This is a genomic window from Ruegeria sp. AB10, assembly GCF_056542745.1.
Map to the genome: position 1 here is coordinate 21,995 of NZ_JBQGAI010000011.1, position 24,020 is coordinate 46,014.

At 60.9% G+C, this 24,020-nt stretch carries 23 protein-coding genes and 1 tRNA gene; 12 read left to right on the forward strand and 12 right to left on the reverse strand.

Features of this window, described 5'->3' with window-relative positions; genetic code table 11:
* Positions 1–11 precede the first annotated feature (11 nt).
* The 7 genes from speA to ACR0NT_RS16800 form a co-directional block, all read right to left on the reverse strand.
* Positions 12–1,901 carry a biosynthetic arginine decarboxylase gene (speA, locus tag ACR0NT_RS16770; protein WP_170674535.1) on the reverse strand — a complete coding sequence of 630 codons (1,890 nt, stop codon included), beginning with the start codon at positions 1,899–1,901 and terminating at the stop codon, positions 12–14.
* A 100-nt stretch (positions 1,902–2,001) separates the two neighbouring features.
* Positions 2,002–3,084 carry a DUF1513 domain-containing protein gene (locus tag ACR0NT_RS16775; protein WP_170674537.1) on the reverse strand — a complete coding sequence of 361 codons (1,083 nt, stop codon included), beginning with the start codon at positions 3,082–3,084 and terminating at the stop codon, positions 2,002–2,004.
* Positions 3,085–3,087: 3 nt separating this feature from the next.
* Positions 3,088–4,098 (reverse strand): imelysin family protein, encoded by a 1,011-nt coding sequence (locus ACR0NT_RS16780; RefSeq protein ID WP_170674539.1) that lies wholly within the window; start codon positions 4,096–4,098, stop codon positions 3,088–3,090.
* Between the two features lie 3 nt (positions 4,099–4,101).
* Complete coding sequence (locus ACR0NT_RS16785; RefSeq protein WP_170674541.1) at positions 4,102–5,643, reverse strand: di-heme oxidoredictase family protein; 1,542 nt, start codon at positions 5,641–5,643, stop codon at positions 4,102–4,104.
* Entirely contained in the window at positions 5,603–6,088 is a 486-nt protein-coding gene (gene bfr / locus ACR0NT_RS16790; RefSeq protein WP_170447646.1) for a bacterioferritin, read from the reverse strand. The genes ACR0NT_RS16785 and bfr overlap by 41 nt, the downstream gene beginning before the upstream one ends.
* Positions 6,036–6,329, reverse strand: coding sequence for a (2Fe-2S)-binding protein (locus ACR0NT_RS16795; protein ID WP_170447647.1), 294 nt, complete (start codon positions 6,327–6,329; stop codon positions 6,036–6,038). The genes bfr and ACR0NT_RS16795 overlap by 53 nt, the downstream gene beginning before the upstream one ends.
* A gap of 125 nt (positions 6,330–6,454) precedes the next feature.
* On the reverse strand, positions 6,455–7,726 hold the full coding sequence (locus ACR0NT_RS16800) for an imelysin family protein (RefSeq protein WP_170674542.1): 1,272 nt from the start codon (positions 7,724–7,726) through the stop codon (positions 6,455–6,457).
* A gap of 231 nt (positions 7,727–7,957) precedes the next feature.
* Here ACR0NT_RS16800 and ACR0NT_RS16805 point away from each other — a divergent pair, with 231 nt between their 5' ends.
* The 7 genes from ACR0NT_RS16805 to ACR0NT_RS16835 all read left to right on the forward strand — a co-directional run bounded on the left by ACR0NT_RS16805 (position 7,958) and on the right by ACR0NT_RS16835 (position 12,684).
* The gene (locus tag ACR0NT_RS16805; protein ID WP_170674544.1) at positions 7,958–8,491 is read left to right on the forward strand and encodes a ZrgA family zinc uptake protein; all 534 of its coding nucleotides are present in this window, start codon (positions 7,958–7,960) and stop codon (positions 8,489–8,491) included.
* 327 nt (positions 8,492–8,818) lie between these two features.
* A complete protein-coding gene (locus ACR0NT_RS16810; protein WP_170674546.1) occupies positions 8,819–9,187 on the forward strand; it encodes a hypothetical protein in 369 nt (122 codons plus the stop codon).
* A 96-nt stretch (positions 9,188–9,283) separates the two neighbouring features.
* Positions 9,284–9,715 carry a c-type cytochrome gene (locus tag ACR0NT_RS16815; protein WP_170674548.1) on the forward strand — a complete coding sequence of 144 codons (432 nt, stop codon included), beginning with the start codon at positions 9,284–9,286 and terminating at the stop codon, positions 9,713–9,715.
* Positions 9,716–9,726: 11 nt separating this feature from the next.
* Positions 9,727–10,068, forward strand: a complete 342-nt coding sequence (locus tag ACR0NT_RS16820) for a copper resistance CopC family protein (RefSeq protein ID WP_170674550.1) — start codon at positions 9,727–9,729, stop codon at positions 10,066–10,068.
* A 2-nt stretch (positions 10,069–10,070) separates the two neighbouring features.
* Positions 10,071–10,937, forward strand: coding sequence for a CopD family protein (locus ACR0NT_RS16825; protein ID WP_170674552.1), 867 nt, complete (start codon positions 10,071–10,073; stop codon positions 10,935–10,937).
* A gap of 8 nt (positions 10,938–10,945) precedes the next feature.
* Entirely contained in the window at positions 10,946–12,256 is a 1,311-nt protein-coding gene (locus tag ACR0NT_RS16830) for a multicopper oxidase family protein (RefSeq protein ID WP_170674554.1), read from the forward strand.
* On the forward strand, positions 12,253–12,684 hold the full coding sequence (locus ACR0NT_RS16835; protein ID WP_170447664.1) for a c-type cytochrome: 432 nt from the start codon (positions 12,253–12,255) through the stop codon (positions 12,682–12,684). Before ACR0NT_RS16830 ends, ACR0NT_RS16835 begins: the two co-directional genes overlap by 4 nt.
* 251 nt (positions 12,685–12,935) lie before the next feature.
* Here the strand turns inward: ACR0NT_RS16835 and ACR0NT_RS16840 are convergent.
* The 3 genes from ACR0NT_RS16840 to ACR0NT_RS16850 form a co-directional block, all read right to left on the reverse strand.
* Positions 12,936–13,012 (reverse strand) — tRNA-Met (locus ACR0NT_RS16840).
* A gap of 83 nt (positions 13,013–13,095) precedes the next feature.
* On the reverse strand, positions 13,096–14,055 hold the full coding sequence (locus ACR0NT_RS16845) for an alpha/beta fold hydrolase (RefSeq protein ID WP_170447666.1): 960 nt from the start codon (positions 14,053–14,055) through the stop codon (positions 13,096–13,098).
* Position 14,056: 1 nt separating this feature from the next.
* Positions 14,057–15,529, reverse strand: a complete 1,473-nt coding sequence (locus tag ACR0NT_RS16850; RefSeq protein WP_170447668.1) for a flavin-containing monooxygenase — start codon at positions 15,527–15,529, stop codon at positions 14,057–14,059.
* A 61-nt stretch (positions 15,530–15,590) separates the two neighbouring features.
* On the opposite strand from ACR0NT_RS16850, the gene ACR0NT_RS16855 reads away from it, so the two are divergent.
* The 5 genes from ACR0NT_RS16855 (at position 15,591) to ACR0NT_RS16875 (ending at position 21,183) form a co-directional block, all read left to right on the forward strand.
* Positions 15,591–15,776 (forward strand): hypothetical protein, encoded by a 186-nt coding sequence (locus ACR0NT_RS16855; RefSeq protein ID WP_170447670.1) that lies wholly within the window; start codon positions 15,591–15,593, stop codon positions 15,774–15,776.
* A 354-nt stretch (positions 15,777–16,130) separates the two neighbouring features.
* Positions 16,131–17,954 carry a BCCT family transporter gene (locus tag ACR0NT_RS16860; RefSeq protein WP_170674556.1) on the forward strand — a complete coding sequence of 608 codons (1,824 nt, stop codon included), beginning with the start codon at positions 16,131–16,133 and terminating at the stop codon, positions 17,952–17,954.
* 153 nt (positions 17,955–18,107) lie between these two features.
* Entirely contained in the window at positions 18,108–19,655 is a 1,548-nt protein-coding gene (locus ACR0NT_RS16865; protein ID WP_170674558.1) for a trimethylamine methyltransferase family protein, read from the forward strand.
* Between the two features lie 65 nt (positions 19,656–19,720).
* The gene (locus ACR0NT_RS16870; protein ID WP_170674560.1) at positions 19,721–20,452 is read left to right on the forward strand and encodes an SDR family oxidoreductase; all 732 of its coding nucleotides are present in this window, start codon (positions 19,721–19,723) and stop codon (positions 20,450–20,452) included.
* Positions 20,449–21,183 (forward strand): SDR family oxidoreductase, encoded by a 735-nt coding sequence (locus tag ACR0NT_RS16875; protein WP_170674562.1) that lies wholly within the window; start codon positions 20,449–20,451, stop codon positions 21,181–21,183. Before ACR0NT_RS16870 ends, ACR0NT_RS16875 begins: the two co-directional genes overlap by 4 nt.
* Here ACR0NT_RS16875 and ACR0NT_RS16880 read toward each other — a convergent pair whose 3' ends face one another.
* Positions 21,184–22,524 carry an NAD(P)/FAD-dependent oxidoreductase gene (locus ACR0NT_RS16880; protein ID WP_170674564.1) on the reverse strand — a complete coding sequence of 447 codons (1,341 nt, stop codon included), beginning with the start codon at positions 22,522–22,524 and terminating at the stop codon, positions 21,184–21,186.
* On the reverse strand, positions 22,521–24,017 hold the full coding sequence (locus tag ACR0NT_RS16885) for an aldehyde dehydrogenase (RefSeq protein WP_170674566.1): 1,497 nt from the start codon (positions 24,015–24,017) through the stop codon (positions 22,521–22,523). The genes ACR0NT_RS16880 and ACR0NT_RS16885 overlap by 4 nt, the downstream gene beginning before the upstream one ends.
* Between the last annotated feature and the right edge of the window lie 3 nt (positions 24,018–24,020).

Genomic DNA, 24,020 nt, shown 5'->3' on the forward strand with positions numbered 1-24,020 from the left:
GTGTCTCCTTTTTATTCGTAATAGGTGTAACCGTTGATGCTGTCGCGATAGGCGCTCATCAGGGTTTTGCGGTCTTTGGCTTTCAGAGTACCGGTCGAGATCGCCTCGTCCACCATTTTGCGGAAGGCGGCGACACAGTCCTGCGGGTCGAACTCGACATAAGAGAGGACTTGGCTGATCGTGTCGCCTTCTTGTTCATGCAGCAGGTCAAACCCGCCATCGGCACGTAGGTCGATGGTGACGACGTTGGTGTCGCCGAACAGGTTGTGCAGATCGCCCAGCGTTTCCTGATAGGCGCCGACGAAGAAGACACCCATGTAGTATTCTTCATCTTCGGGTAGGGAATGCACCGGCAGGCTGGGTGAGACGCCATCGGCCAGGATGAAGCGGTCGATCTTGCCGTCGCTGTCGCAGGTGATGTCGGACAGAACTGCGCGGCGGTCCGGTGTCTGGTTCAGGTTCTGCAGCGGCACGATCGGGTGCAGTTGGTCGATGGCCCAAACATCGGGAAGGGATTGGAACAGCGAGAAGTTGCAGTGATAGATATCGGCCACTTTCTCAAGCTGGTCATCGACGTCGGTTTCCAGCTCGTCGCTGGCCGCCAAGGCTTTGATCCGGGCCATCAGTGATAGGTAAACCCGTTCACCCCGGGCCATCTGGCGCAGGTCGACATAGCCGCGGCGGAACAGGGCGCGCAGCTCGTTGCGATAGAAATTGGCATCGTTCCAGCATTCCTGCAGACGGTCGCTGGACAGGTATCCCTGTACCGCCGCCAAATCCGAAAGGATATGATGATCATCAGCTTCGACCGCCGGGGCGGTTGCCGCGTCATAAAGCGTGCTTTCCAGCACGTTGAACACCAGCATGGACGACGTGGCCACCACGGCGCGCCCACTTTCGGTAACCAATGTCGGGTGCGCGACTTCGGCTTCATCCATCGCGTAGGCCACGGTTTCGACCACGTTGGCGCAGTATTCCTCGACCGTGTAGTTGATCGAGTTCTCGGCAGCCTTTTTCTCGCCGGTATAGTCCACGCCCATGCCACCGCCGAGGTCCAGATGGGTCAGCGGCACGCCTTCGCGCGTCAGTTCGGTGTAGTACCGGCAGGCCTCGCCCACGGCGCGGCGGACGTCGTTGACGTCCTGCACCTGCGAGCCAAGATGCGAGTGCTGCAGCTTGAGGCAATGCAGCAAGCCCGCGTCTTTCAGCTTGTCCACCGTCGCGACCAACTGGTCGGTGTTCATGCCAAAGGCGGACCGGTCGCCCGAGCTTTCCTCCCATTTGCCGCTGATCTGGTTGGTCAGTTTGACCCGCACGCCGATCAGGGGTTCGATGCCCAGCTCGTTATAGACCTCGATCACCGTGTCGGCCTCTTTCGGGCTTTCCAGCACGATGACCGTATTGAAGCCGATCTTGCGGCTGAGGATTGCCAGTTGGATGAACTCGGCATCCTTGACGCCGTTGCAAACGATCAGGGCCTGGCGCGACAGACGGTGGGCGAGGGCGATCACCAGTTCCGGCTTGGACCCGGCCTCGAGCCCGTATTCGTATTTCTTGCCAAATTCGACGATCCGGTCGACCACCTGCGCCTGCTGGTTCACCTTGATCGGGAACACACCACGATACTGGCCCTTATAGCCGACGCGGGCGATGGCATCGTGAAAGCTCTGGTTCAGATGCGCGATCTCATGCTCCAGATATGAGCTTACGCGCAACAGCATCGGCGCCTTGATGCCCCGATCGTCCAGATCGTGCAGAATGCCGGGCAGGCTGATCGCATCGGCCTCGGGGGCCAAAGGATTGCGCAGACCGATCTCGCCATCCCCTGTCACCTCGATGAGGCCTTTGCCCCATTTTTCAACCCCGTAGATGGAATGCGGTGCGTCGGGCGTCTGTTTCAATCAAGTCGGTCCTTAACGTAGGGGTGCAAGTTTAGCGCCCGCCAATACGGCAGCAGATTGATTCGTCCAAGTGTAATCTATGTAACTGGATTTGCCGAATTCACGCGACCGGGCGAATTGGGATCAGGTGATTGTCCCATTGGCAGTCCGGTCGAGCGGAAATTTGGACTTCGGAGGTCAGTTCGCCGACGATACCGGTGCCTGTTGTGAAGACGAAACCATTGGGTCCGGGACCCAAGCCGCAGACGTCTTCCAGCGGGAAAGCACCGGCAAGCTGGCCGCTTTTCACGTTGAACCGGTGCAGGGCATCGCCACGGGGGCAGGTAATGGCAACGGTTTCGCCCGGGCCTGAAAAGGCGATGCTGCCGGCATAACCTTGCAGGGTGCTTTGGTCCGCGTCGGGGGCCGACAGCAGGCGCGGCGCCTCGTCGCGACGGTGCAGGCCCAGCAGCGGCGGATGTTGCGCCTTGTCTCCCTGCCATTGCATCGCGAACGCTACCAGCCCGTCTTGGCGCACGGCCAGATGCCGGATCGAGTTCTTGTGCAGGGTCTGCGGCAGTTCCACTTGCTCCAGAACCGTCCCGTTCAAGTCTAGGTAGGACAGGCGCGGTTGCATGGTTGGCAGGTTCAGTTTGGTACGCCCCATGTCAGGGTGGGTTTCGATGCCGCCATTGGCGATGACCAGAGTCTGACCATCGGGCATCAGCCGCATGTCATGTGGGCCAACGCCACCTGACGGGAATTCGCCCAGGCGTCTGTAATCGGCGGTGTCCCAGATGCCGATCACGCCCTCTCCGGCTTCATAGTTGTTCTCGGTGGTGAAAAGCCGTGTGCCATTGGGTGAGAAGACGCCGTGGCCAAAGAAATGACGGCCTTCGGGGGCGGTCAGCCGGGTCAGCTCGGTGCCTGTGGCGCAATCAATGACCAGCGCGAAAGTGCCGGGACGGCGCGCGAAGGCCACCGCTTGCGCGTTGACGGGATGAGCTGCAGCCGCATGGCCGCGCGCGGGCAGGGGGAGTGAGAACAGGATATCGCCACCCGTATCTAGCCCGGCCAATCGGTAGCTGCCATCCGGGAACAACGCCGCCGCCAGATAATCCGGCGCGCCGACCGAGGCCCATCCGCGCAAGGGCGCCAGGCTGCTTGCGGCCAGTCCGGCCAGAAAACGTCGGCGGCTTGGCATGGGTCAGTCCCCGTCCAAGGAGTTGAACCCGGCGCTGATGCCCAGTGTCGGGCCAAGCTCGGTCGAGGCGATCTGGCGGATATCGTTGATCGACTGCTGCAATGCCTCGACCCGGAACCGACCCTGCGGATCGGCCACACCTGCAAGTGCCGGATCATCCAGCGTCTGCGCGCGGGTGATGGCCTTGTCGAACGCGCCATCCAGATCAGACGCGATCTGCGGGTGATCGACCGACAGATGCGCCGCCAGATGGCGCAGCGCGATCAAAGACAGCTCAACATGGCGCAGGGATCGTTCAGAGCGGCGGGCTTCGGCGCGGTTGGGGCGGGGGCGGTTGAACGTGCCCATCGGACGGCCAAGGCGGGTGTCGCCGGTGAATTCCAGACCGGTGACCAGTGCCTTGTACAGCTCTTGCATCGCTTCATCGCCGGACCGATAGGGGCTGTTTTCGCCCGGTTGTGTCAGCGCCATTGCGAAGCTTGTCCAGTCGTCGTTCATCGCGCGGGCATTCAGGTCGATATCGGTGGCGATGGCCTGTATCAGAGCGCAGCGATAGGCGTCGTTGCCCTGATCCGCAAAGCGCGGATCGTAAAGCATCTGTTCCAGCGCAAAGAACCCCCTTGCGGCGATCGAGGTTTCGGCAAAGGCCTCGGGGGTTTCGACGGCGTCGTCTTCGGCGGCGATCAGACCGGACAGGGCCTTGGGCGTGAACCCTTTGGTATCCGGCCAGAACGCCAGCGCGAAGGCCCGGTCACCGGTTTCCGAGGGGCCAAACCGCAGATGGCTGACCGAAATCCAGCCGTCAAAGGCAGTGTGATACGCCGCGCGCAAATCGGGTGACGTCGCGGCGCAATCGGTTCGCGCCGCCTGTGCCAGTGCTCCTGTTGTGTCTGAAAACGCGGCGAAGCCGGGCAGGACATGTTCCTGGGCTGCAGCGGTCAGGATCGGACCCCGGTCCTGCGCCAGCGCAGGAAGGGGCAACGTCAAGGCCAGAGCAAAGGCAAGCAAACGCATGGGTCAGAGGCTTTCGAGAAAACGGATCAGGGCATCGCGGTCGGGTTTGGGCATCGCTACAACCGTATCACGGGCGGCCTGAGCCTCGCCCCCGTGCCACAGGATGGCTTCGAGCAAGGTTTGCGCGCGTCCGTCATGTAGAAACTGGGTATGGCCCGAGACCTGCCGGGTCAGTCCAATCCCCCACAGCGGCGGCGTACGCCATTCGCGCCCGGTGGCGCGGGCTTCGGGACGGCCATCGGCCAGCCCTTCGCCCATGTCATGCAATAGCAGGTCGGAATAGGGCCAGATCAGCTGAAAACTATGCTCGGGTCGGTTTTCCATGCGATGGGTGACAAAGGCAGGCGTGTGGCAAGAGACACAGCCGGTGTCGTGAAACACCTGCTTGCCGCGCAGAACCTGCGCATCGTCCACGTCCCGGCGTGCCGGGACGCCCAGATTGCGGCTGTAGAAGGCCACCAGATCCATACCCAACTGGTCAACTTCAAACACGCGGTCGTCGCCATCGCCATGCGGAGCGTTCACACAAGCCGCTTGCGCGTCGGTGCAGTCACCATGACCCGCAGGGTAGAGCGGGCTGGAAATGCCGATATCACCGGAAAAGGCCGCCGCCGATTGCTCCATGATCGTGGGCATCCCCGCCTTGAGGCCGAACCGGCCCATCATTGGCGCGCCGAATTCCTTTGACCAGACGATGTTCGGGCGTCCGGAAATGCCGTCCCCATCCGCGTCATCGGGATCGGCATTGGCCAGCAAATCCTCGACCGGGATCGCCTCGAGCAGGCCCAGGCCGATCATCTGCGGCGCCACCCGCGGGCTGAGCATGGCCCCGGGGTGCAGCGGGCCGTATCCCAGATCCGCCGCCTGATAGGTCGGCTTGCGCAGGGTAACAGTTTCGCCATCGGACAGGGTCACGGCGACATCTTCATAGGTAACGTCCAGCCGGTATTCCGCCGCGTGTCCGGGCAGGGCCAGATCCTGCATCTGGCCGCCATAGTTCGGCTCGGGTTGGGTGGTGATATAATCCTCGATCTCGTCGTGGCCGTCACCCCCCGGGATCGAGACGCGCAGGAACATGGAGGTCGCATTGTCGCCGGGCCCTGCGGGCGTATGGCCACGCCCGTCCTTGATGTGGCAGCGTTGGCATGAGCGCGCGTTGTAAAGCGGCCCCAACCCGTCCGAGGCTAATGTGGACGCGGGCGAAGACACCCAGATTTTCTTGAACAACCCGTTGCCGACTTTGAAGTCCAGCTCCTGCTCAAAGCTCAGGTTGCCGGAGGGTTGCGAAAACGCATCGGCATCGGTGCGGGCGCGGACCGTGGCGGCCCCGGCGGGCAGGTCCTCGAACCGTTGCGGCGCGGCGAAATCTTCCGGTGCCACGATGACGTTGGCGATCCGGATGCGCTCATCTTCGGTTCTGGGTTCGAAATTGAGGTGGAGATCCTGCAGGTCGGCTGCGAGGGATTGGGTGGCCGCAAGGGCGGCCACCGTCAGGACGGCAAGGTTACTCGTCCTCGTCCATTTTCGATGCGTTGAGTTGCGCATAATTGGCTTCGCCAATCCTTTCGTACAGATCAAGCTGCGTTTCGAGGAAGTCGATATGTCCTTCTTCGTCGCGGATCAATTCCTCGAACAGGGACATCGACGCATAGTCACCGGCCTCGCGGCAGTATTCGCGCGCTTCGACATACAAGGCTCGCGCGTCATTTTCGGCAGCCAGATCACATTCCAGGGTTTCCTTGGGGTTCTGGCCAATTCTCAGGGGGTCGAGCTTTTGCAGGTTGGGGTGACCTTCCAGAAAGATGATCCGCTCGATCAGCTTGTCCGCGTGGCCCATCTCTTCGATGCTTTCCTCGCGGCTTTTCTTGGCCATGTGGCCAAGGCCCCAGTCCTCTTGCAGGCGGTAGTGCAGCCAATACTGGCTGACCGCCGTCAGTTCATGCCGCAGAGATTTGTTGAGATACTCTATGACTTTGGGATCGCCCTTCATCTTCACTCTCCTGTGGTGCTCCGGTGCGTAGCGCCCGAAGTTGCATGGGGACTTCCAGATTATCGCTGGAACGCATCATGTCTAGGAAAAGCGGCATACAGCCGCCGCAATCCGCGGATTTCCCAAGGGCATGATAGATCTTGCCGGGGGTGATGATCGCCTGAGCATCTGACGTCCGCATCCAGTCGATTGCGGCGCGGATATCGTGGTCAGTTATGTTGGTGCAGTGACAAACGATCATAGCGAATCTAGGCTCGATAGGTTTCCTACTTAATTAGTAAGGTATTTTATTTCTGTCCAGTCACAAACTGGCGTGATCAGAGTGCCGGAAGCATGAGTTCGCCCACGCTTCCGGCCTAGGAGAGTTTACTGGAAGACCGCGTCGGGGTTATCCAGGCTGTCCGAGCCTTCAAAGCTGATCTGGTCCAGACCCAGAGTGGTCACGATCCGCTCGATGGTTTTGGTCTGGTCAACCAGCCCGTTGACACCGCCCATGATCAGCAGTTCACCGCCTTCATTGCCTCGTTCCAGCATCTGGTCATAGGCGAAACCGGCTTCGGCGGTCGATTTCAGACGACCCAGCGCCTGCATGGTGTTGGCCAGCTTGACTTTCATTTCAGCGTCCAGAGAAGGATCAGAGGCGATCACCAGATCCGACAGCGACGCGCCGCTGACCGGGGTGCCGTCGATACGGGTGTAGCTGCCCAGATAGACGTTCTGAATGCCCAGCCCATCGTAGTAGTGGCTGTTATGGGTGTTGTCCGAAAAGCAATCATGCTCTTCCTCGGGGTCGTTCAACATCAGGCCCAGACGCATCCGTTCGCCGGCCTGCTCGCCGTAGGACAGCGAGCCCATGCCGGTCAGAATGGCGCTTACACCTGCGGTTTCATCTGCGGACAGCGCGGCGCGTGCCTCGCCCCCTTCAGCCCATTGAGCTGCCATCCATTCCAGATCGCTGACCAGCAGTTCCGTCACGGCGTTCAGGTACTGCGCCCGACGGTCGCAATTGCCACCGGTGCAGTCGTCGCCCTGAAGATAGTCGGTATACGGACGGTTGCCCGCACCTGCACCGTGGCCGTTCATGTCCTGACCCCACAGCAGGAATTCGATGGCGTGATAGCCGGTGGCGACGTTTGCCTCGATTCCGTCGGCTTCGTGCAGGGTTTCGGCCAGCAGCTCGGGGGTGATCTCGCTGGCGTCGATGGTTTCGCCTGACAGCTCAAAGCTGGGGTTGGCGACCACGTTCAGCGCGGCGAACTCGTTTTCATCCGTCGGGCCACCATAGGACGCGTCGACATAGTCGATCAGGCCCTCGTCCAGCGGCCATGCGTTCACTTTGCCCTCCCAGTCGTCAACGATGGCGTTGCCGAAACGATAGACCTCGGTCTGCTGATAAGGCACGCGTGCGGCAACCCATGCGGCGCGAGCTGCGTTCAGGGTTGCGTCGGACGGCGCAGCGATCAGGGCGTTCACGGCCTCTTGTAGGGCTTTGGCCGCGATCAGGCTGTCATCGTATTTGGCTTCGGCAATGTTCGCATAGGTGTTCAGAACATCACCCTTCGACGGGGCGTCGGCGGCAACGGATGCGGATGCGATGCCAAGGGTCAGAGCGCTGGTGGCGGCGAAAAATCGGGTCATGAAGGCGACACTTTCCTGTCAGGTAAAATTTCACAGGCGCCGCCTCTGCGACGCATACTTCCTGATACCTGAGTTATTTAGTCGCCTATGTCAACCTGAGTTTTATCCTCGGATAAGCTGATCCTTGCTCTCCCCTTATTTGGCGGGGTCGCGTGGTCCGGGCCGCGATTGCGCCAATTTAGAAACATACTAAAATAAACTCCGTGATTCCTTGGTAGGTGGTGCCTGTTTATGAGAAGCGCAGCTCTCGCTCTGACTCTGATCCCTGCGGTCGCCCTGTCGCAGACGCAAGCGGGGATTGAGCATGAACATGGCACGGGTCATCTGGACATTGCGGTCTCAGGGGCCGAGCTGTCCTTGTCGCTTGTGGTGCCTGCTGCGGATATCGTTGGATTTGAGCGCCCGGCGCAAACCGATGAGGATCGGGCCTTGGTCGCCGGAGCAATTTCCGATCTGTCCAAACCGCTGGAATTGTTTGTCCTGCCCGAAGATGCGGCCTGTTTCACGGCAACCGCCAATGTCACACTATTGGCAGAAGGGCTTGGTCCCGAGGCCGAAATCGCCCCGTCTGCTGATCAGGACCAGCACACCGAATTTCAGGCCGACTACCAGATACAGTGTCAGACGATTGACGTGATCGACGCCATCGGTTTCGCCTATTTCGAGCGGTTTCCGAACGCTTTGAAACTGGTTGTAAAGATCGAGCGGTCCGGCGAAGTCCAGTTGCATGACGTCACGCGTTCCATGCCGAACCTGCCGTTGTAGGCAACCAGAGCAGTTTGTGTGGTCGTTGTGTGCGGCTGCCCCGTGCCGGGGGTAGTTCAGACGTTGATACCGACGACCAGAGAACCTTTGACCTGTTGTGCCTTGGGTCATCTACCAACCTTTGAGTGACCACATCCGTCCTGACGCGTCGAGATATGTGGCAGCGGCTTAGGATCATAAACTCGCAAGCAAACATCGCCGGTGTCTTAGCCCGTGCCAAATCAGTTTCTCGCGTTGGCGGTTTGCAGCCCAAGCCCAACAATGCTGCACGACACATCAGTGTCGGCTTGCGTTGTATTGTATTGGAAACCGGGATAGGTTCCCGGCGTGAAGTTTACTCGAACCATAACTGCATTAATGCTTGTCGCTTTGTTGGTCCTGATGACAGGGCTCGGCGACCGCGCGCATGCGATGCTTGAGAACTGCAATGGCGGGCATTGCGCACATCACCTGAACACGTCTGCAGACGACCACCATGCCGACCATGCTTCAGTCGCGCCAGGCGAAGGTGCACCGCATCAGCCAGACAGCGCGGCGCACGAAGGTTGCAATCCGTTCCTGTGCAATGTCATCGCGCTTGCGCCTCCGGCTTCCGATGCCAAACTCAACCAATCGGTGGTCGTGTTGGCATGGCAGGTTACAAGCCTCTCGACGCTCGATGAACCGGACAACCCGGACAGGCCACCTAATCCTTGAAACAGATTTCCGACGCCGTTCACGGCAGTGAACACGTTCCAGTGTGCTGCAAATTATTTGCGGCCCCACTCTGTTACACAAGGTTAGGACCAGAACATGAACCGAAAATACCTCGTAATCGGCGCATGCGCCGTGGCAGCCGTCGCTGCCTATATCACTCTACGCCCCGCCCCAGTTGACGACACCGCGCAGTCGGCACCTGCCGAGGGGGGTGCGATGGTGGCCATCCAAATGCCGCCTATCGAAGGAAATGCGGCCATCGGACAACGTATATTCGAAACCGCGTGCGCCGCGTGCCACGGAACTGACGCGGTCGGCGTTGAAGGCGCCGGGCCGCCGCTGATTCATGTCATCTATGAGCCCAGCCATCATGCGGACGAGTCCTTTCAACGCGCGGTCGAAGTGGGCGTCAGAAGCCATCACTGGCAATTTGGCGACATGCCGCCAGTTGAAGGCCTGACCCGTGGCGACGTGGCCATGGTCATCGACTATATCCGCGAAATCCAGCGCGCCAATGGAATAGACTGAGGAACCTACGAATGAAGAAGCTTGCTACAATTGCATTGATGTCCACGCTTGCCGCAGGCGCTTTTGCCCATTCGAATGTGGATACCACCACACCCGAAAACGGCGCAACAATTGCCGAAGTGCCCTCTGAGATCAGTTTCAATTTCGCAGATGATATTCGCCTGACAAAAGTTGACATGATCCATCAGGATGTTCATGCCGCCACGCTCGATCTGGGAGATCAGACCAGTTTTGGCCGCACGTTCAGGCTGCCGCTTCAAGGCATGGGTGAGGGCACCTATCGCATCGAATGGCGGGGCCTGGGTGCGGACGGCCACGCCATGCAGGGCGAGTTCACGTTCACAGTGGATTGACCATGCCCGATATCTGGGGAATAGGCGCAATACTGTCCAAGCTGATGCTCTATGTCGGCATTGGTGGTGCGGCTGGTCTTTTGATCATCCGAGCTGCTTTTGCTGACATTGTGTCACCCCTCAGCGACAGGATGCGTGTGCAGGTCGCGCTGTTGGCGGGGCTTGCGCTTGTTGCCTCTGTCCTTGGTTTCATGCTGCGCGGCGCCGCCCTGACGGGCGGAGCCGATGGCATGACCGATCCGGAAATGCTGGGTCTGTTGTGGCAGACCCCGGTTGGCGACGTTCTCGTGTTTCGGATCATTGGGACGGTTTTAATCATCGGGGGCGTGTTTATCCCTCGTGTTGGGCAATGGATCGCACTTGCCGGTGGAATGCTCGCCCTGTGGTCCTTTGCCCGGATCGGGCATGTCCCGGAACTGGAGGTAACGGGCGTCCGTTTCCTGTTGCTTCTGCACCTGCTGGGGATTGCGTTTTGGATCGGCATCCTCGGTCCGCTGCATTTCTTGTCGCGACAGCCGGAACATCTGGGCAATGCAGCCACGTTGGGGCATCGGTTCGGGCAGGCAGCTTCGGTTATAGTTCCCGCATTGATTTTGGCGGGGCTGCTGATGGCTTGGATGTTGCTGGGCGATTTATGGGCGCTGACGACAACAGGATACGGGCAAACGCTGCTGATCAAGCTTGCACTTGTCGGCGCGGTCCTGACGCTGGCAACCGCAAACAAGCTCTACCTCGTTCCCGCCATGCAGGCGGGGGACGAAAAAGCCGCGCGCCATTTGGCACGCTCCATTGAAATCGAAACTGCGGTCATTCTGGTGGTGCTTGCGGCCACCGCGACGCTTACCAGCGTTCTGACCCTGCCGAATTGAGGAAATCCATGAACAGACGAGACTTCCTGATCACATCAAGCGCGGCGGCGCTGGCTCCGCGCATTACTCTTGCATCGGCATCCGTAGAGTTGGTTGCACAGCCGGTCACGGCACAAATCCTGCCTGCGGGCGATCCGGCGACCCCGATGCTTGGCTTTAACGGCAGAACACCGGGTCCAGTGCTTCGCGCCCATCAGGGTAGTACATTCGATGTCCGGTTCCTGAACCGGATCGGCGAAGGCTCGGCGGTGCATTGGCATGGGATGCGCATTGACAATGCGATGGATGGCGTGCCGGGAATAACCCAGGACGTTGTCGAGACGGGCGCAGAGTTCGAATACAGCTTTCAGGCACCCGACGCGGGGACGTTCTGGTATCACTCGCACAACCGGTCGTGGGAACAGGTTGCCAAGGGTCTCTACGGCCCGCTCATCGTTGACGAAATAACGCCACCCGATGTGGATCACGATCTGATCGTAATCATTGACGACTGGCGCATGACCGAAAGCGGCACGCTCGCCGACGGTTTCGAGAACATGCACGATCAGGCGCATCAAGGGCGGCTGGGCAATTATGCCCGCGCGCTGGTAGAGCCAAGTACGCCGGTTCGGCGCGGTGACCGCGTGCGTTTGCGGTTGATCAACGTTGCGACAGACCGGATATTCCCGATTGAGCTTGAAGGTGTCGACGGCAAAATTGTTGCTTTCGACGGTATGCCCCTGCCGCGCCCGCAAGTGGTTTCCAACCTGGTTCTCGCACCGGCTCAGCGTGCAGATATCATTGCGGATGTCACATCAGTCGGTCAGATCGCCTTTGTCTTTCCAACGCGCGACGATCCCTACCTGCTGGGTGAAATCCCGGTTGAGGGGGTGAATACCGTGCGGCAACCATCCGGGATTCCCGCACTGCCACCAAATGAGCAGAAACAGCCGGATATGAACACTGCCGTGGCTCTGACGCTTACCATGCAAGGTGGGGCGATGAGCCGCCCCGCAAGCACGCAAACAGATATTTGGGCGTTCAACGGGCAATCCGGCCTGACGGATACGCCGTTTCACAGGTTCGAGCGCGGGCAAACGGCGCGCATTCGTCTGGTGAACGACACCCGTTTCCCGCATGGCATCCATCTGCACGGGCATCATTTCTTTGAGGTCGGGGCGGACGCTAGCTTGGGCGCATTCCGCGATACAACGCTTGTGGATGCAGGCGGAACCCGTGACATCGTTTGTGTGTTCGATAATCCCGGCAAATGGCTGCTGCATTGTCACATGCTGGGGCATCAGGCGGCGGGCATGAAGACATGGGTGGAGGTCGCATGAAACGCATTCTGACCCTCGCCACCTGCAGTATCGCGACCGGCGCATTTGCCGGCCACGAACTGGACGGCCGGGATTTGACTAATGGGCAGGCTCTGTACGCCGACCAATGCGCGTCCTGCCACGGGGCACATCTGGAAGGGCAGCCCAACTGGCGCACACCCGACGAAAACGGCGTTCTACCTGCACCGCCCCATGACGAGACGGGGCATACGTGGCACCACGACAACCAGCTGCTGTTCGACTACACCAAACTGGGGGGCGCGCAGACACTGGCAGCACGCGGCATCAAAGACTTCAACAGCGGCATGCCGGGTTTCGCGGGCACGCTGACTAACAAGGACATATGGGACGTTCTGGCCTATATCCGCTCTACTTGGCCCGACGAGGTTCAGCAAATGCAGGCCAGCCGCAACGTGCCGCACGAGTAGAACCGGGGCTTCTGGTGCAGATTGCAGTATTGCCAAGCGGGTACGTCGCGCACTCACATCGGACGGCAATGTCGTCTTGACGTAGATGCCCAACAGGTTTTGAAGCGCTAAAAATGGATGGGTATGGCGCGGCGGCAGCTTCCGGACAATTTGGGATTGCTGAATGCCATTTCCACACTCAATGCGTTAGGCGGCTATCTATAGGATGCGCGAACCAACGAGATCGTCTGCGGTCAAATTTTGTGGATTGGTGGTAGCGGAGGAGGGACTTGAACCCCCGACACGCGGATTATGATTCCGCTGCTCTAACCAACTGAGCTACTCCGCCATGAGTGAGAGGCGATGTAAGGGAGGGGCCGGAGAGGGTCAAGAGGGAAAAGGCGGTCATAGCCGGATTCTTTTTTACCCCGATCAAACCGCCTCGGGCTTGGCGCGGGCGGCTTCGGCGATCCGGCGGATGAATGCGGCGCAAGTGTCCGTCTTGGTGATCAGGATCATGTGGCCCGCCCCGTCGATCCGTTCGTTGCTCAGGCCAAACTGCGCCATCGGATCGCCCTGTGTCCTCGCTGGCAGGATCGCGTCCTGCGTTCCGTACAGAATCCCTCCGGGCACGCTTAGTTCTCCGTATCGCGCCATCTGCGCCCCTAGGCTGGCGTCAAGGCCCACAACATCCTGCGACCCGGTGACAAAGGCCGACGGCCGCAGCCCCAGCGCGCCGCCCGCACGGTCGAGAAAATCGGCGGGCGCAGGTTCAGGGGCAAAAACCACGTCCAGCGTGTGTGGTGCGGTTTTGGCAGCCAGCGGCACAGCCAGAGTGTTGCCGATCAGGCTCCGCAGCCACTCGGTACGAATCTCCAGCGGTTTGAAGACCTGCGGCGTGGATGGCAGCTTGTGAGTCAGAGGCGCAAGCAGGGCCAGGGCCCTGATCTTTTCAGGTCGGTCCAGCGCCATCGCCAGCGAGACCGCGCCGCCCAGCGAATGGCCGACCAGAATCGCGTCAGTGATGCCCTTGGCGTCCAGAAGCTCCTGTATCATCCGCCCCTGTTCGGGCAGGCGCCCCAGATCGGCCGTGTCCCGGGTCGAATACCCGCAGCCAGGCCGGTCGACTGCAATGACGTGGTAGTCATCGGTCAGCATGTCGACCAGCGCATAGGTGAAATGCTGCAACTGTCCGGTCAGGCCGTGGATCATGACAATGGTCTGGTTCGACGGATCACCCCGCTCGACATAGTGAATGCTGCCGCCGTTTACGGGGATGATATCGCCCAACTGCGGGACTCGCCTTTGCCCATCGGTGGTCAGTTTTCGGGTCCAAAGGTTCATGCCGATGAAAAACGCAACGATCAGAACGAGGATAATCAAAAAAGTCATCTCAGCGGTCTCCGCCTTGGGGTGGGGCAGGGTGGTAGTGTTCCAGCCCGGATCGGGCCATACGCTTTTCATACTCGGATACGGTGCCCGGCCAAAGTGTTGTATTGCGGCCCTCGTCGTCCTGATACCAGGAAGAACACCCGCCCGCCTGCCAGACGCTGTTTGTGTGTCGGTCTCGCATCTCTTGCGTAAAGGCGGCCTGTTTGGATGGGTCGGGCGTGATGGCGTGCAGCCCTTGGCGGTGCATCTGATCCAGCACGCGGCCGATATGGCGGACTTGGGCCTCAATCATCAGTACGACCGAGTTGTGCCCCAACCCGGTATGCGGCCCCAGCAGAATGAAGAAGTTCGGAAACCCCGCGATGGCGGTGCCCAGATTGGCCTGCATACCCTCGGCCCAGGCGGCGCGTAGGGTCAGTCCGTCCGCGCCGGTAATATCCAGACGCTCGGCCATGTCGGTCACATGAAAACCGGTGCCCCAGATCAGCATATCCGCTTTGAACCGGCTGCCATCCGACGCAATGATCTGATCGCCATCAATCGAGGCGACCCCGTGCGGAATCACCGTCACGTTGTCCCGTGCCAAGGTCGGGTACCAGTCATTCGAACTGAGGATACGTTTGCATCCGATCCGGTAGTCCGGGGTCAGGCGTTGGCGTTCTTCGGGGTCGGTGATCGCCTTCTCAAGCGCATGGCACCACATCTTCATGGCGAAATTCACCATCCGCTCTTCGCCACGAAATACGCGGTGGCGGTATTCGAAGATCATGTAGATCAGCTTGCGCCTGAGACGGGGCAGCGCCGGAACGCGCCGATAGAGGTTGCGGACCCACGGCGCAATCGGCCCGTCCGGGCGGGGCAGGACATAGGGCGGCGTCCGCTGGAAGATGGTGACATGCGCGGCCGTTTTCGCAATTTCTGGCACGAACTGCACGGCTGAGGCGCCGGTTCCCACCACCGCGATGCGCTTGTTTGCGAGGTCCGTGTCATGGTGCCACTCGGCGGAATGGAAGCGCGGGCCGGGGAAGCTGTCGGCCCCGGGGATATTGGGAATGCTGGGATGGTGCAGCGCGCCGATGGCCGAGATCAGAAAGCGCGCCGTCCAGCGGTTCCCGTCGTCGGTTTCCACCTGCCAGCGGCTCCCGTCCCATTGGGCAGATTTCAGCTGTTGGTGGAAGTGGCACAGGTCATACAGACCCTCATCACGGCAGACCTTCTGCAGATAGGTCTGAATCTCGGCCCCGCCCGCATAGGCGCGGCTCCAGTCCGGGTTCAGGTGCGTCGCCATGGAATAGAGATGCGAGGGAATATCGCAGGCCACACCGGGATAGGTGTTTTCACGCCATGTTCCGCCGATGTCCCCCGCTTTCTCAAGGATCGCGATGTCGGTGATCCCGCGCTTGCGGGCCTCCAGCGCCATGATCAGCCCCGAAAACCCGGCCCCGATGATCAACATGTCCGTGCTGCGCTCCATGCGCCCGCCCCTCCCAAAGCGACCGTGATGGTTCGGTCAGACTATAAGCCGGAAAGGCTTTGTGAACAGCCTGCCCTGGGGTCAGGGACGGGTGTTCGATCAGCGTTTTGCCATCGGACCCGACCCGGCCGGGCTGTGCCCTGACAGCATTCCTGATGTGCAGGTGCTGTGCGGCGCGCACGGCGGGCGGATGATCGGTCGCCGTGGCTTTGAAATGCGCCCGGAAATCATGATCCGGGTGCAATGATCAAGCATCGCATGAGCCAGGCTAAGCCAAGTGTTAGAATTTTTCCGGGTAAAGTCCTGAGGCCAGTGCGTTAAAAGTGTATTTTTTAATCACGTCCGGGGATAGTGTCGCAAATCTACAGAATATGTCGGTTCCAAAGGGATCAGCCGGAAAACGTCGATATAGGCAAGAAAACCAGCAAGTGCATCGTTTGGGCGGCAGTTCGGCCATTTTGCCCAAATGGAACGATCAGGGACCTGCCCCGCCAGAGGAATGGTGATGCACCGCAGGGGACCGGGTCGAAGACAAGATCAAGATTGGAAGCTCACGTAAAGATGAGTTCAATCCAGCTATACAGTCAACACGGAGGAAAACATGTCGCTACCCGAACCATTTACGGATGTTGAGATAGAAACGGCCGATGCCGGTTTCTATGAGAATTACAGCGTTCCCATCGCGCTGATCAGTAAGGCCATCATGGTTGGTCTGGTCCTGTGGGCGCTTGTGTTTCCCGCCAATGCCAACAGCACGCTGGGCAGCCTGAACGGCAGGCTGCTTGAGACTTTCAACAGCTTCTACGTCGTCATCGTAGGTCTGTTCTTCTTTTTCCTGGCCATTGTGGCCATCATCCCCGCCACCGGTCGCCGGATCATGGGGACCCCCGGGGAAAAGCCCGAGTTTTCGAATTTCTCCTGGTTTTCGATGATGTTTGGCGCCGGTCTGGGCGTGGGCCTGATGGTATTTGCCACGGCCGAACCGCTGGGCCTGTGGGGGTCGAACCCCGTTGTGGTATCCGGTGCGGTCGAGGGCAATACGCCCGAGGCGCTGCAATCGGCCTATCGCTTCACCTATCTGCACTACGGTTTCCATGCCTGGGCAATCTATGTCGTCACCGGCCTGTCGCTGGCCTACTACGCCTATACCCGTGACATGCCGCTGACGATCCGCTCGGCGCTGACACCGCTGTTCGGCCGTTTCGTCAACGGGTTCTTCGGCCATGTGGTCGATGTTCTGGGCGTTGTCGCAACGATCCTGGGCGTGTCCGTGACCATCGGTTATGGCGTCAGCCAGTTCATCGACGGCCTATACGCCATCACCGGGATGGAGTGGGTCATGGATCTGGGCGGCGAGGTGCCGACCCCCAGCAAAGTGGGTCTGATCTCTGGTCTGGTTGTAATCATGAGCCTGTCGATCATCTCGGCGGTATCCGGGGTTGGCCGCGGCGTTAAGTACCTGTCGAACCTGAACCTGGTACTGTCGATCATCCTGCTGGGGACGTTCGTGGTGTTCGGTTCGTTCGTCTTTGCCATGACCACCTATGGCACGGCGATGGTCGATTATATCCTGCACTTCATCTCGCTCAGCTTCGGTGCCTATGGCCCGCTGTCGACCGAGGCCTTCGCGGCAGCTCTGCCCGAGGCCGCGCAGGCGCATGCCAACGACCTTGTGGGCGGCGCGACCAATGCCTGGGGCAGCTTTGCCGGGTTCAAGGAGGGGCTGGAAGGTGCAGCCGCCGAGCTGGACGAAGAAACGCTGGCCGCAGTCTATGCTGCGGGCGAGCAGGGCCGTCAGTTCGGCTGGCAGGCCGGTTGGACCACGTTCTACTGGGCCTGGTGGATCGCGTTCTCGCCCTTCGTGGGCCTGTTCCTGGCGCGCATCTCCAAAGGTCGCACCGTGCGCGAGTTCATTCTGGGCTGCGTCTTCGCTCCGGCGCTGGTGTGCTTTGCCTGGATGACCGTTCTGGGCGGCACCGCGATTGATCTGGAACTGGCCGGTGCCGCAGAGGGTGCGATCATCGGGGCATCGAACACCAACAAGCTGTTCGTGACACTGTCCTACATGATCGACGGCGGGCTGCTGTCCATGCTGAACGTCATGTGCGTGATCCTGATCATGACCTTCCTGGTGACCTCGGCGGACTCGGGCATTCTGGTGATGAACACCATCATGTCCGGCGGCAGCCAGGAGACCGGTATCAGGCATCGCATCATCTGGGGCGTTATCCTGACGGCGGTGATCGGCGCGCTGATCCTGGCGGCGGGTGAAAACAACCCGATGGACGCGCTGCGCAATGCGATGATCATCGGCGCGCTGCCCTTTACCATGGTGATGGGCCTGATGTGCATCGCCTTGGGTAAGGCGCTGTTCCGCGACAGCCTGCGCGACAAGCACGGGGTTGAGGCACAGGCGGCCGAGTAAGACCTCTTCAAAGACCAAATCAGGCGCCGCCCCCTTGGGGGCGGCGTTTTCTGTTTCAAAAGCGGTGTCGCTTCCTGCAAGCAGATATCGCAATCAGTGAGGTGAAATGTCAGCGAATCCCCCAATCTGGGAAGCAGGATTGGAGGATTGCCCGTGAACATTCGAACCGCGTCCCGTGCTGGTGGCCGCTCAGCCCGCCGCGCCCTGCGCACCGCCCCGAACTTTGAAATGCTGCCCGGCCTGACCCGCGGTATCCCCTTGTGCGAGGTGATGGACGGCAGTCAGGTTGAACGTATCGACAACGCCTCGATGGACATTCTCGAAAATGTCGGCGTCCAGTTTCGCGACGCCATCGCGCTGGAGGACTGGAAAAAGGTTGGCGCCAGGGTCGAGGGTGAACTGGTCTATCTCGACCGCGGACTGGTGCGCGAATTGATCGCCACGATTCCAGGCGATTTCACCTATCACGCACGGGACCCGAAAAAGAACGTACGGCTGGGCGGGCCGCATTCGATCTTTGTGCCGATGACCGGTGCGCCGTTCCTGCGCGATCTGGACGATGTGCGCCGCAACCCGACGCTGGACGATCTGGCGATGTTCCACAAGCTGAGCCACATGCTGCCCGCGCTGCATTCCAGTGCGCATCACATCGTCGAACCCTATGATCACCCGATCAGCCAGAGGCATCTGCGGATCACCTATTCTTCGATGAAACACTCGGACAAAACGTTCATGGGCATGACCACTTCGCCCAAGAACGCCGAGGATGTGATGGACATGTGCGCCATCCTGTTCGGCGAGGATTTTCTAGAGGATCACCCCGTCACCACCGGCAATTGCAACGGCAACTCGCCGCTGGTCTGGGACGAAACCATGCTGGGTGCGATGCGCGCCTTCTGCCGCCGCAACCAGCCGGTCCTGTGCTCACCTTTCGTGCTGGGCGGGGCGAACACGCCTGCCAGCGTTCCGGCCACGGTGGCGCAACTGAACGCCGAGGCGCTGAGCGCGCTGGCCTACACGCAGGTCATCCGCAAGGGGGCGCCTGCGATCTATGGCCATTACCTGTCGACCGTGTCGATGAAATCCGGTGCACCGATGGCGGGCACGCCCGAGATCAGCCTGATGAACTTCATGATCGGTCAGATGGCACGCTATTACGGCGTGCCGTGGCGGACCTCGAACACATTGGGCGGGGCCAAGACGTTCGACGCGCAGGCGGGGTACGAATCCGCCACCACGCTGCAGGCGGTCGTTCATGCCGGTGCCAACTATATCTGGCATAGCGCGGGCTGGAACGAGGCCGGGATGCATTGTTCGGTCGCCAAGTTCATCGTCGATGCGGAGCAATGCGCCATGGCCTATCGCATGGCCGAGGGCCCGAAATGGCACGATTTCGATCAGGCCATCGCGGCGGTGCCCGATGTCGGCCCCGGCGGCCATTATCTGGGCCACCCGCACACGCAAGACAACTTTCAAAGTGCCTTCTTCATGCCTGAACTGTTCGACAACAACTCGATCGAACAATGGCAGGCCGAAGGCAGCGTTGAGATCACCGAACGCGCCCTGAACCGCGCCCGGTCATTGCTGGCCGAATATCAGGAACCCAAGCTGGATGAGGCGAAGAATGAGGCGCTGCTGGACTATATCGCCCGGCGCGAGCGGGAAATCCCGGCCGCCGACGAGCTGAACCAAAGCTACTGAGGAATTCTCCCTGCACCTTACCCGCCCGGACCATCGGGCGGGTTTTTTATCCAACCGGAGGGAAGATGGATCTGAACGGAAAATCCGCCCTGGTGACCGGGGCTGCAGGCGGGATCGGCGCCACCATTGTGCAGCGTCTGCGTCGGGCGGGCGCGCGGGTCGCGGTGGCCGACCGTGTGACCGAGGGGATCGAGGCAGAGGCCCATCTGCCCGGGGACCTGCTGGACGCATCTTATGCCGATGCGCTGCCCCGCAATGCAGCCGAGGCCTTGGGTGGTCTGGATATCGTCATCAACAATGCAGGCGTCATTTCGCGCGGTTCGGTCACCGAGACATCGGATAAGGACTGGGCGCTGTCGCTGGGCGTAAATGTCGAGGCCCCGTTTCGTATCTGCCGGGCTGCAATCCCGATCCTGGCCGCGAACGGAGGTGGTGCCATCGTCAACACCGCATCCTGTTGGGGCCTGCGGCCCGGCCCGAACCACGCGGTTTATTGTATGACCAAGGCCGCGATCGCCTCACTGACCCAGTGCATGGGCATGGACCACGCCCATCAGGGCATCCGCATCAACGCGGTCTGCCCGAATGAGGTGAACACGCCGATGCTGCGCTCGGGCTTTGAAAAGCGCGGGTTCGATCCGGATACCGCCGTGGCCGAACTGGGCCAGACCGTTCCGCTGGGTCGCATCGCCGAGCCCGAGGACATTGCCGATGTGGTGATGTTTCTGGTTTCGGATTCCGCACGCTATGTTTGCGGCGCGTTGTTGGAAGTGAACGGAGGGAAGCCGGTCTCATGAGCCGATTTGAGGGCAAAACCGCGCTTGTCACTGGCGGGCGCAGCGGGATTGGCCGGGCCATTGCCGCGCGGTTGAAACAGGACGGGGCGCGTGTGTTCACGGCACAGCGCGGCTCTGATCTCGATTTCGATGGTATCGCGGCCGATTTCAGTGATCCCGACAGCCCGCAAGCCGTGGTTGATCAGGTGATCGACCGGGCAGGGCGGCTGGACATTCTGGTCAACAATGCCGGGATGATGCAGGAGGCATCGGTCGTTGAGATGAGCCTTGAGGACTGGCAGCGCAACCTGGCGGTCAACCTCACCGCGCCGTTTCTGCTGATCAAGGCGGCGCTGCCACATCTGCGTCAGGCGGGCGGCAACATCGTCAATATCGGGTCGATCGAAGGGCTGGGCAGCAATCCCGGTCACGCCGCCTATTGCGCGACCAAGGCCGGGCTGCACGGGTTGACCCGCGCGGTGGCGGTGGATCACGGGGCCGAGGGCATCCGCTGTAACGCTGTCGCGCCGGGCTGGATCGATACTGAACTGAACCTGGATTTCATCGCATCGATGCCGGATCCCGAAACGTTCCGCGAGGATATCAAGCGTATCCACCCCATCGCCCGAACCGGCGCACCCGAGGAGGTCGCGGCGCTGGTTACGTTTCTCGCCTCGGACGAGGCCAGTTTTGTCACCGGGCAGATCTATACCGTCGATGGCGGACGCATGGCCAAGCTGAGCCTGCCCTGATCACTCGTCCCGCGCCTTCCACTCCTTCCAGCGCAGAACGGCATTTGCGCCGATCTCGCGGAAAGGCTGCGGTGGCAGGCGCTTGGGTTGATCTTCGGCCTCGAAATACCCGGTGATGTCCGAACTTTGCCCGCAGGCGCGTTCTGCGGCTGCGATCCCGGTCAGGGTTCCGCGTGCGGTGCCCAGCCCGTTCTGGACGCACCCGGAATAAACCCCCGGTTCAATCTCACGCGTGACCGAGACGCTGTTCAGGCTCAGGCACAGGTGGCCGGCCCAGTGGTACTCCATCTCAATCCCCGCCAATTGCGGGAACCGCTGGTCGAACTTGCGTTGCATCACCCGCGAGGCCCGCGCCAGATCGCGTGTGGTCGCCGCCATGCCGGGGCGCAGCGCCGCGCAGGTGCGGGTGATGACGCGATTGCCGCCCTGTCCGCTGTCGATCCGCCGCATCGTGGTACCCATCGGATCGGACGGGGTCACACCCCATCGCGGCTGTCCTCCCAATCGGGCCAATGCGTCGGCGTCCAACTCCGGCGTCATCGCGGCAAACAGGAACAGTTGCATCAGGCGGTCCCGCTCGATACCGAAGCTTTCCAGATGGCCGTTGACCGTCAGGATCACCGCGCCGGTGCTGACCGATCCTCGCTGGGTTTGCACCTGCCACGCGCCGCCTTGTTTTTCGAACCCGGTGACAGCCGAGTTTTCGTACAGCCCCACGCCGTCCCCGACCAGCCCGGCTGCCAACCCGCGAATGTAACCCGCAGGCTGCAACATGACCGTGCCAGGTGTGTAGAGGCCGGATCGGTAGTGGCGCGAGCCGGTCAGGTCGAGCATCTGCTGCGGGTCCAGCATTTCGCTGGTTTCCCCCAGCGTCTCCAGATGTTGCGCATAGCTGACGTTATGGGCGTGGCCTGCCGCGCTGGCTGCGCCATTCACCTTGCCCGCCGGATCAAAGAAGTTCGGGTCGATCCCGTATTGCTCGACCGCTGCGCGGGCAAAGGCGATCGCCTGCCTGTTAAGTGCGATCATCACCCTGTCGTCGCCCGCCCCGGCATAATCGTCCGAGGCCAGATCATGAGGCAGGTCGATCATGAAGCCCGAGTTCCGCCCCGCTGCGCCCTCGGCCACGCGTCCGGCCTCCAGCACGACGATCCTGGCGTCGGGTTGCAGTTGGGTCAGGCGCCGGGCCGCCGACAGCCCGGCGAACCCGGCGCCTACGATGGTGAAATCAGCGGTCAGGTCACCGTCCAGTTCCTGCGCGGGCGGCTGCGCGCCAAGGATGGCGCTCCACGCCGCTGGCCCGCGATGGACCGGCAGGGTTCTGGCGGTATAGGCGCTCAATCGACTGCCTCATCCGCGTCATCGGCCAGATCGATCCAGATGGTTTTCAGCTGGGTGTACTGGTCATGCGCGTGGACCGAGTTGTCGCGGCCACCAAAGCCCGACTGTTTGTAACCGCCGAAGGGCGTGGTGATGTCGCCCTCGCCAAAGCTGTTCACCGTCACCGTGCCCGCCCGGATAGCCCGCGCACCCCGGATGGCGCGTTTCGCGTTGGCCGTGAAGATCGAGGCACAGAGACCATATTCGGTGTCATTGGCGATCTTGATGGCCTCGTCAAAGCCGGAAACCTCAATCACCGACAGGACCGGGCCGAAGATTTCCTCGCGCGCCAGGGTGGAGTCGTTGCCGGGAACTTCGACCACGGTGGCTTCGACGAACCCTTTGTTGGCCTTGCCACCGATCACCACATTCTCGGCCTGATCCAGATAGCCGCAAACCTTATTGTAATGGCCTTCGCTGACCAGCGCACCCATGCGGGTTTCGGGGTCCAGCGGGTCGCCGATATTCCACTGTTTGGCGTGGTGCGCGATGCGATCCAACAATTCGGCCTTCACGTCCTTGTGCACGATCAGCCGGGACGAGGCCGAGCAGTTCTCGCCCATATTCCAGAACGCACCATTGACGACATGGGCCGCCACACGGTCGAGGTTTTCGGCGTCATCCATCACGATGGCCGGGTTCTTGCCGCCCATTTCCAGCACCACCTCTTTGGCGTTGCTTTCCGCCGAATAGGTCAGGAACCGCTTGCCGGTGACGGTCGAACCGGTGAAGGACACCATGTCGATATCCATATGCCGCCCGATGGGTTCTCCCACCTCGGCGCCACCACCCGGAACGATGTTCAACACGCCGCGTGGCAGGCCCGCTTCCATTGCCAGTTCGGCCAGACGCAGTGCGGTCAGCGTGGTTTCCGCCGCCGGCTTCACCACCACCGAACAGCCCGCCGCCAGAGCTGGCCCGATCTTCCACGCCAACATCAGCAGCGGGAAGTTCCACGGCAGCACCAGACCCACAACGCCAATCGGCTCGCGCACCACCATGGCGATGTGGTCGTCGCTGGCGGGCGAGACCTGATCATAGATCTTGTCGATCGCCTCGGCGTGCCATTTCAGGCAGTGGATCGTCTCGGGCACATCCACGGTTTCGCAGTCATAGATGGTCTTGCCGCTGTCGATGCTCTCCATCACCGCCAGTTCGCGGGCGTTGCGGGTCATCAGTTTGCACAGCCGGATCAGTACGTCCTTGCGGTCTGAGGGGGGCAGTTTCGACCAGCGGCCATCGTCAAACGCCTCGCGCGCCTTTTCGACGGCAAAGTCCACATCCGCCGCGCCGCAAGCCGCAATGTCTGCCAGCTTGTCGCCGGTCGCGGGGTTCACCGTCTCGAAGGTCTCACCCGAGACCGCCGGACGGAACGCGCCGTCGATAAAGGCCCCGGTTGGCAGGGTCAGTCCCGCGGCGATGGATTTGTATTCGTCCTGTGTCAGCAGATCCATGCT

What these genes read in the sequence shown, in the direction of transcription:
- ACR0NT_RS16850 (WP_170447668.1), bottom strand. Translation starts at nt 15,529, where the DNA reads ATGGAGCGCAGCACGGACATGTTGATCATCGGGGCCGGGTTTTCGGGG.
- ACR0NT_RS16795 (WP_170447647.1), bottom strand. Translation starts at nt 6,329, where the DNA reads ATGATCGTTTGTCACTGCACCAACATAACTGACCACGATATCCGCGCC.
- ACR0NT_RS16815 (WP_170674548.1), top strand. Translation starts at nt 9,284, where the DNA reads ATGAACCGAAAATACCTCGTAATCGGCGCATGCGCCGTGGCAGCCGTC.
- ACR0NT_RS16780 (WP_170674539.1), bottom strand. Translation starts at nt 4,098, where the DNA reads ATGCGTTTGCTTGCCTTTGCTCTGGCCTTGACGTTGCCCCTTCCTGCG.
- ACR0NT_RS16830 (WP_170674554.1), top strand. Translation starts at nt 10,946, where the DNA reads ATGAACAGACGAGACTTCCTGATCACATCAAGCGCGGCGGCGCTGGCT.
- ACR0NT_RS16800 (WP_170674542.1), bottom strand. Translation starts at nt 7,726, where the DNA reads ATGACCCGATTTTTCGCCGCCACCAGCGCTCTGACCCTTGGCATCGCA.
- ACR0NT_RS16825 (WP_170674552.1), top strand. Translation starts at nt 10,071, where the DNA reads ATGCCCGATATCTGGGGAATAGGCGCAATACTGTCCAAGCTGATGCTC.
- ACR0NT_RS16845 (WP_170447666.1), bottom strand. Translation starts at nt 14,055, where the DNA reads ATGACTTTTTTGATTATCCTCGTTCTGATCGTTGCGTTTTTCATCGGC.
- ACR0NT_RS16875 (WP_170674562.1), top strand. Translation starts at nt 20,449, where the DNA reads ATGAGCCGATTTGAGGGCAAAACCGCGCTTGTCACTGGCGGGCGCAGC.
- ACR0NT_RS16820 (WP_170674550.1), top strand. Translation starts at nt 9,727, where the DNA reads ATGAAGAAGCTTGCTACAATTGCATTGATGTCCACGCTTGCCGCAGGC.
- ACR0NT_RS16785 (WP_170674541.1), bottom strand. Translation starts at nt 5,643, where the DNA reads ATGCGCAACTCAACGCATCGAAAATGGACGAGGACGAGTAACCTTGCC.
- bfr (WP_170447646.1), bottom strand. Translation starts at nt 6,088, where the DNA reads ATGAAGGGCGATCCCAAAGTCATAGAGTATCTCAACAAATCTCTGCGG.
- ACR0NT_RS16835 (WP_170447664.1), top strand. Translation starts at nt 12,253, where the DNA reads ATGAAACGCATTCTGACCCTCGCCACCTGCAGTATCGCGACCGGCGCA.
- ACR0NT_RS16870 (WP_170674560.1), top strand. Translation starts at nt 19,721, where the DNA reads ATGGATCTGAACGGAAAATCCGCCCTGGTGACCGGGGCTGCAGGCGGG.
- ACR0NT_RS16885 (WP_170674566.1), bottom strand. Translation starts at nt 24,017, where the DNA reads ATGGATCTGCTGACACAGGACGAATACAAATCCATCGCCGCGGGACTG.
- ACR0NT_RS16860 (WP_170674556.1), top strand. Translation starts at nt 16,131, where the DNA reads ATGTCGCTACCCGAACCATTTACGGATGTTGAGATAGAAACGGCCGAT.
- ACR0NT_RS16775 (WP_170674537.1), bottom strand. Translation starts at nt 3,084, where the DNA reads ATGCCAAGCCGCCGACGTTTTCTGGCCGGACTGGCCGCAAGCAGCCTG.
- ACR0NT_RS16805 (WP_170674544.1), top strand. Translation starts at nt 7,958, where the DNA reads ATGAGAAGCGCAGCTCTCGCTCTGACTCTGATCCCTGCGGTCGCCCTG.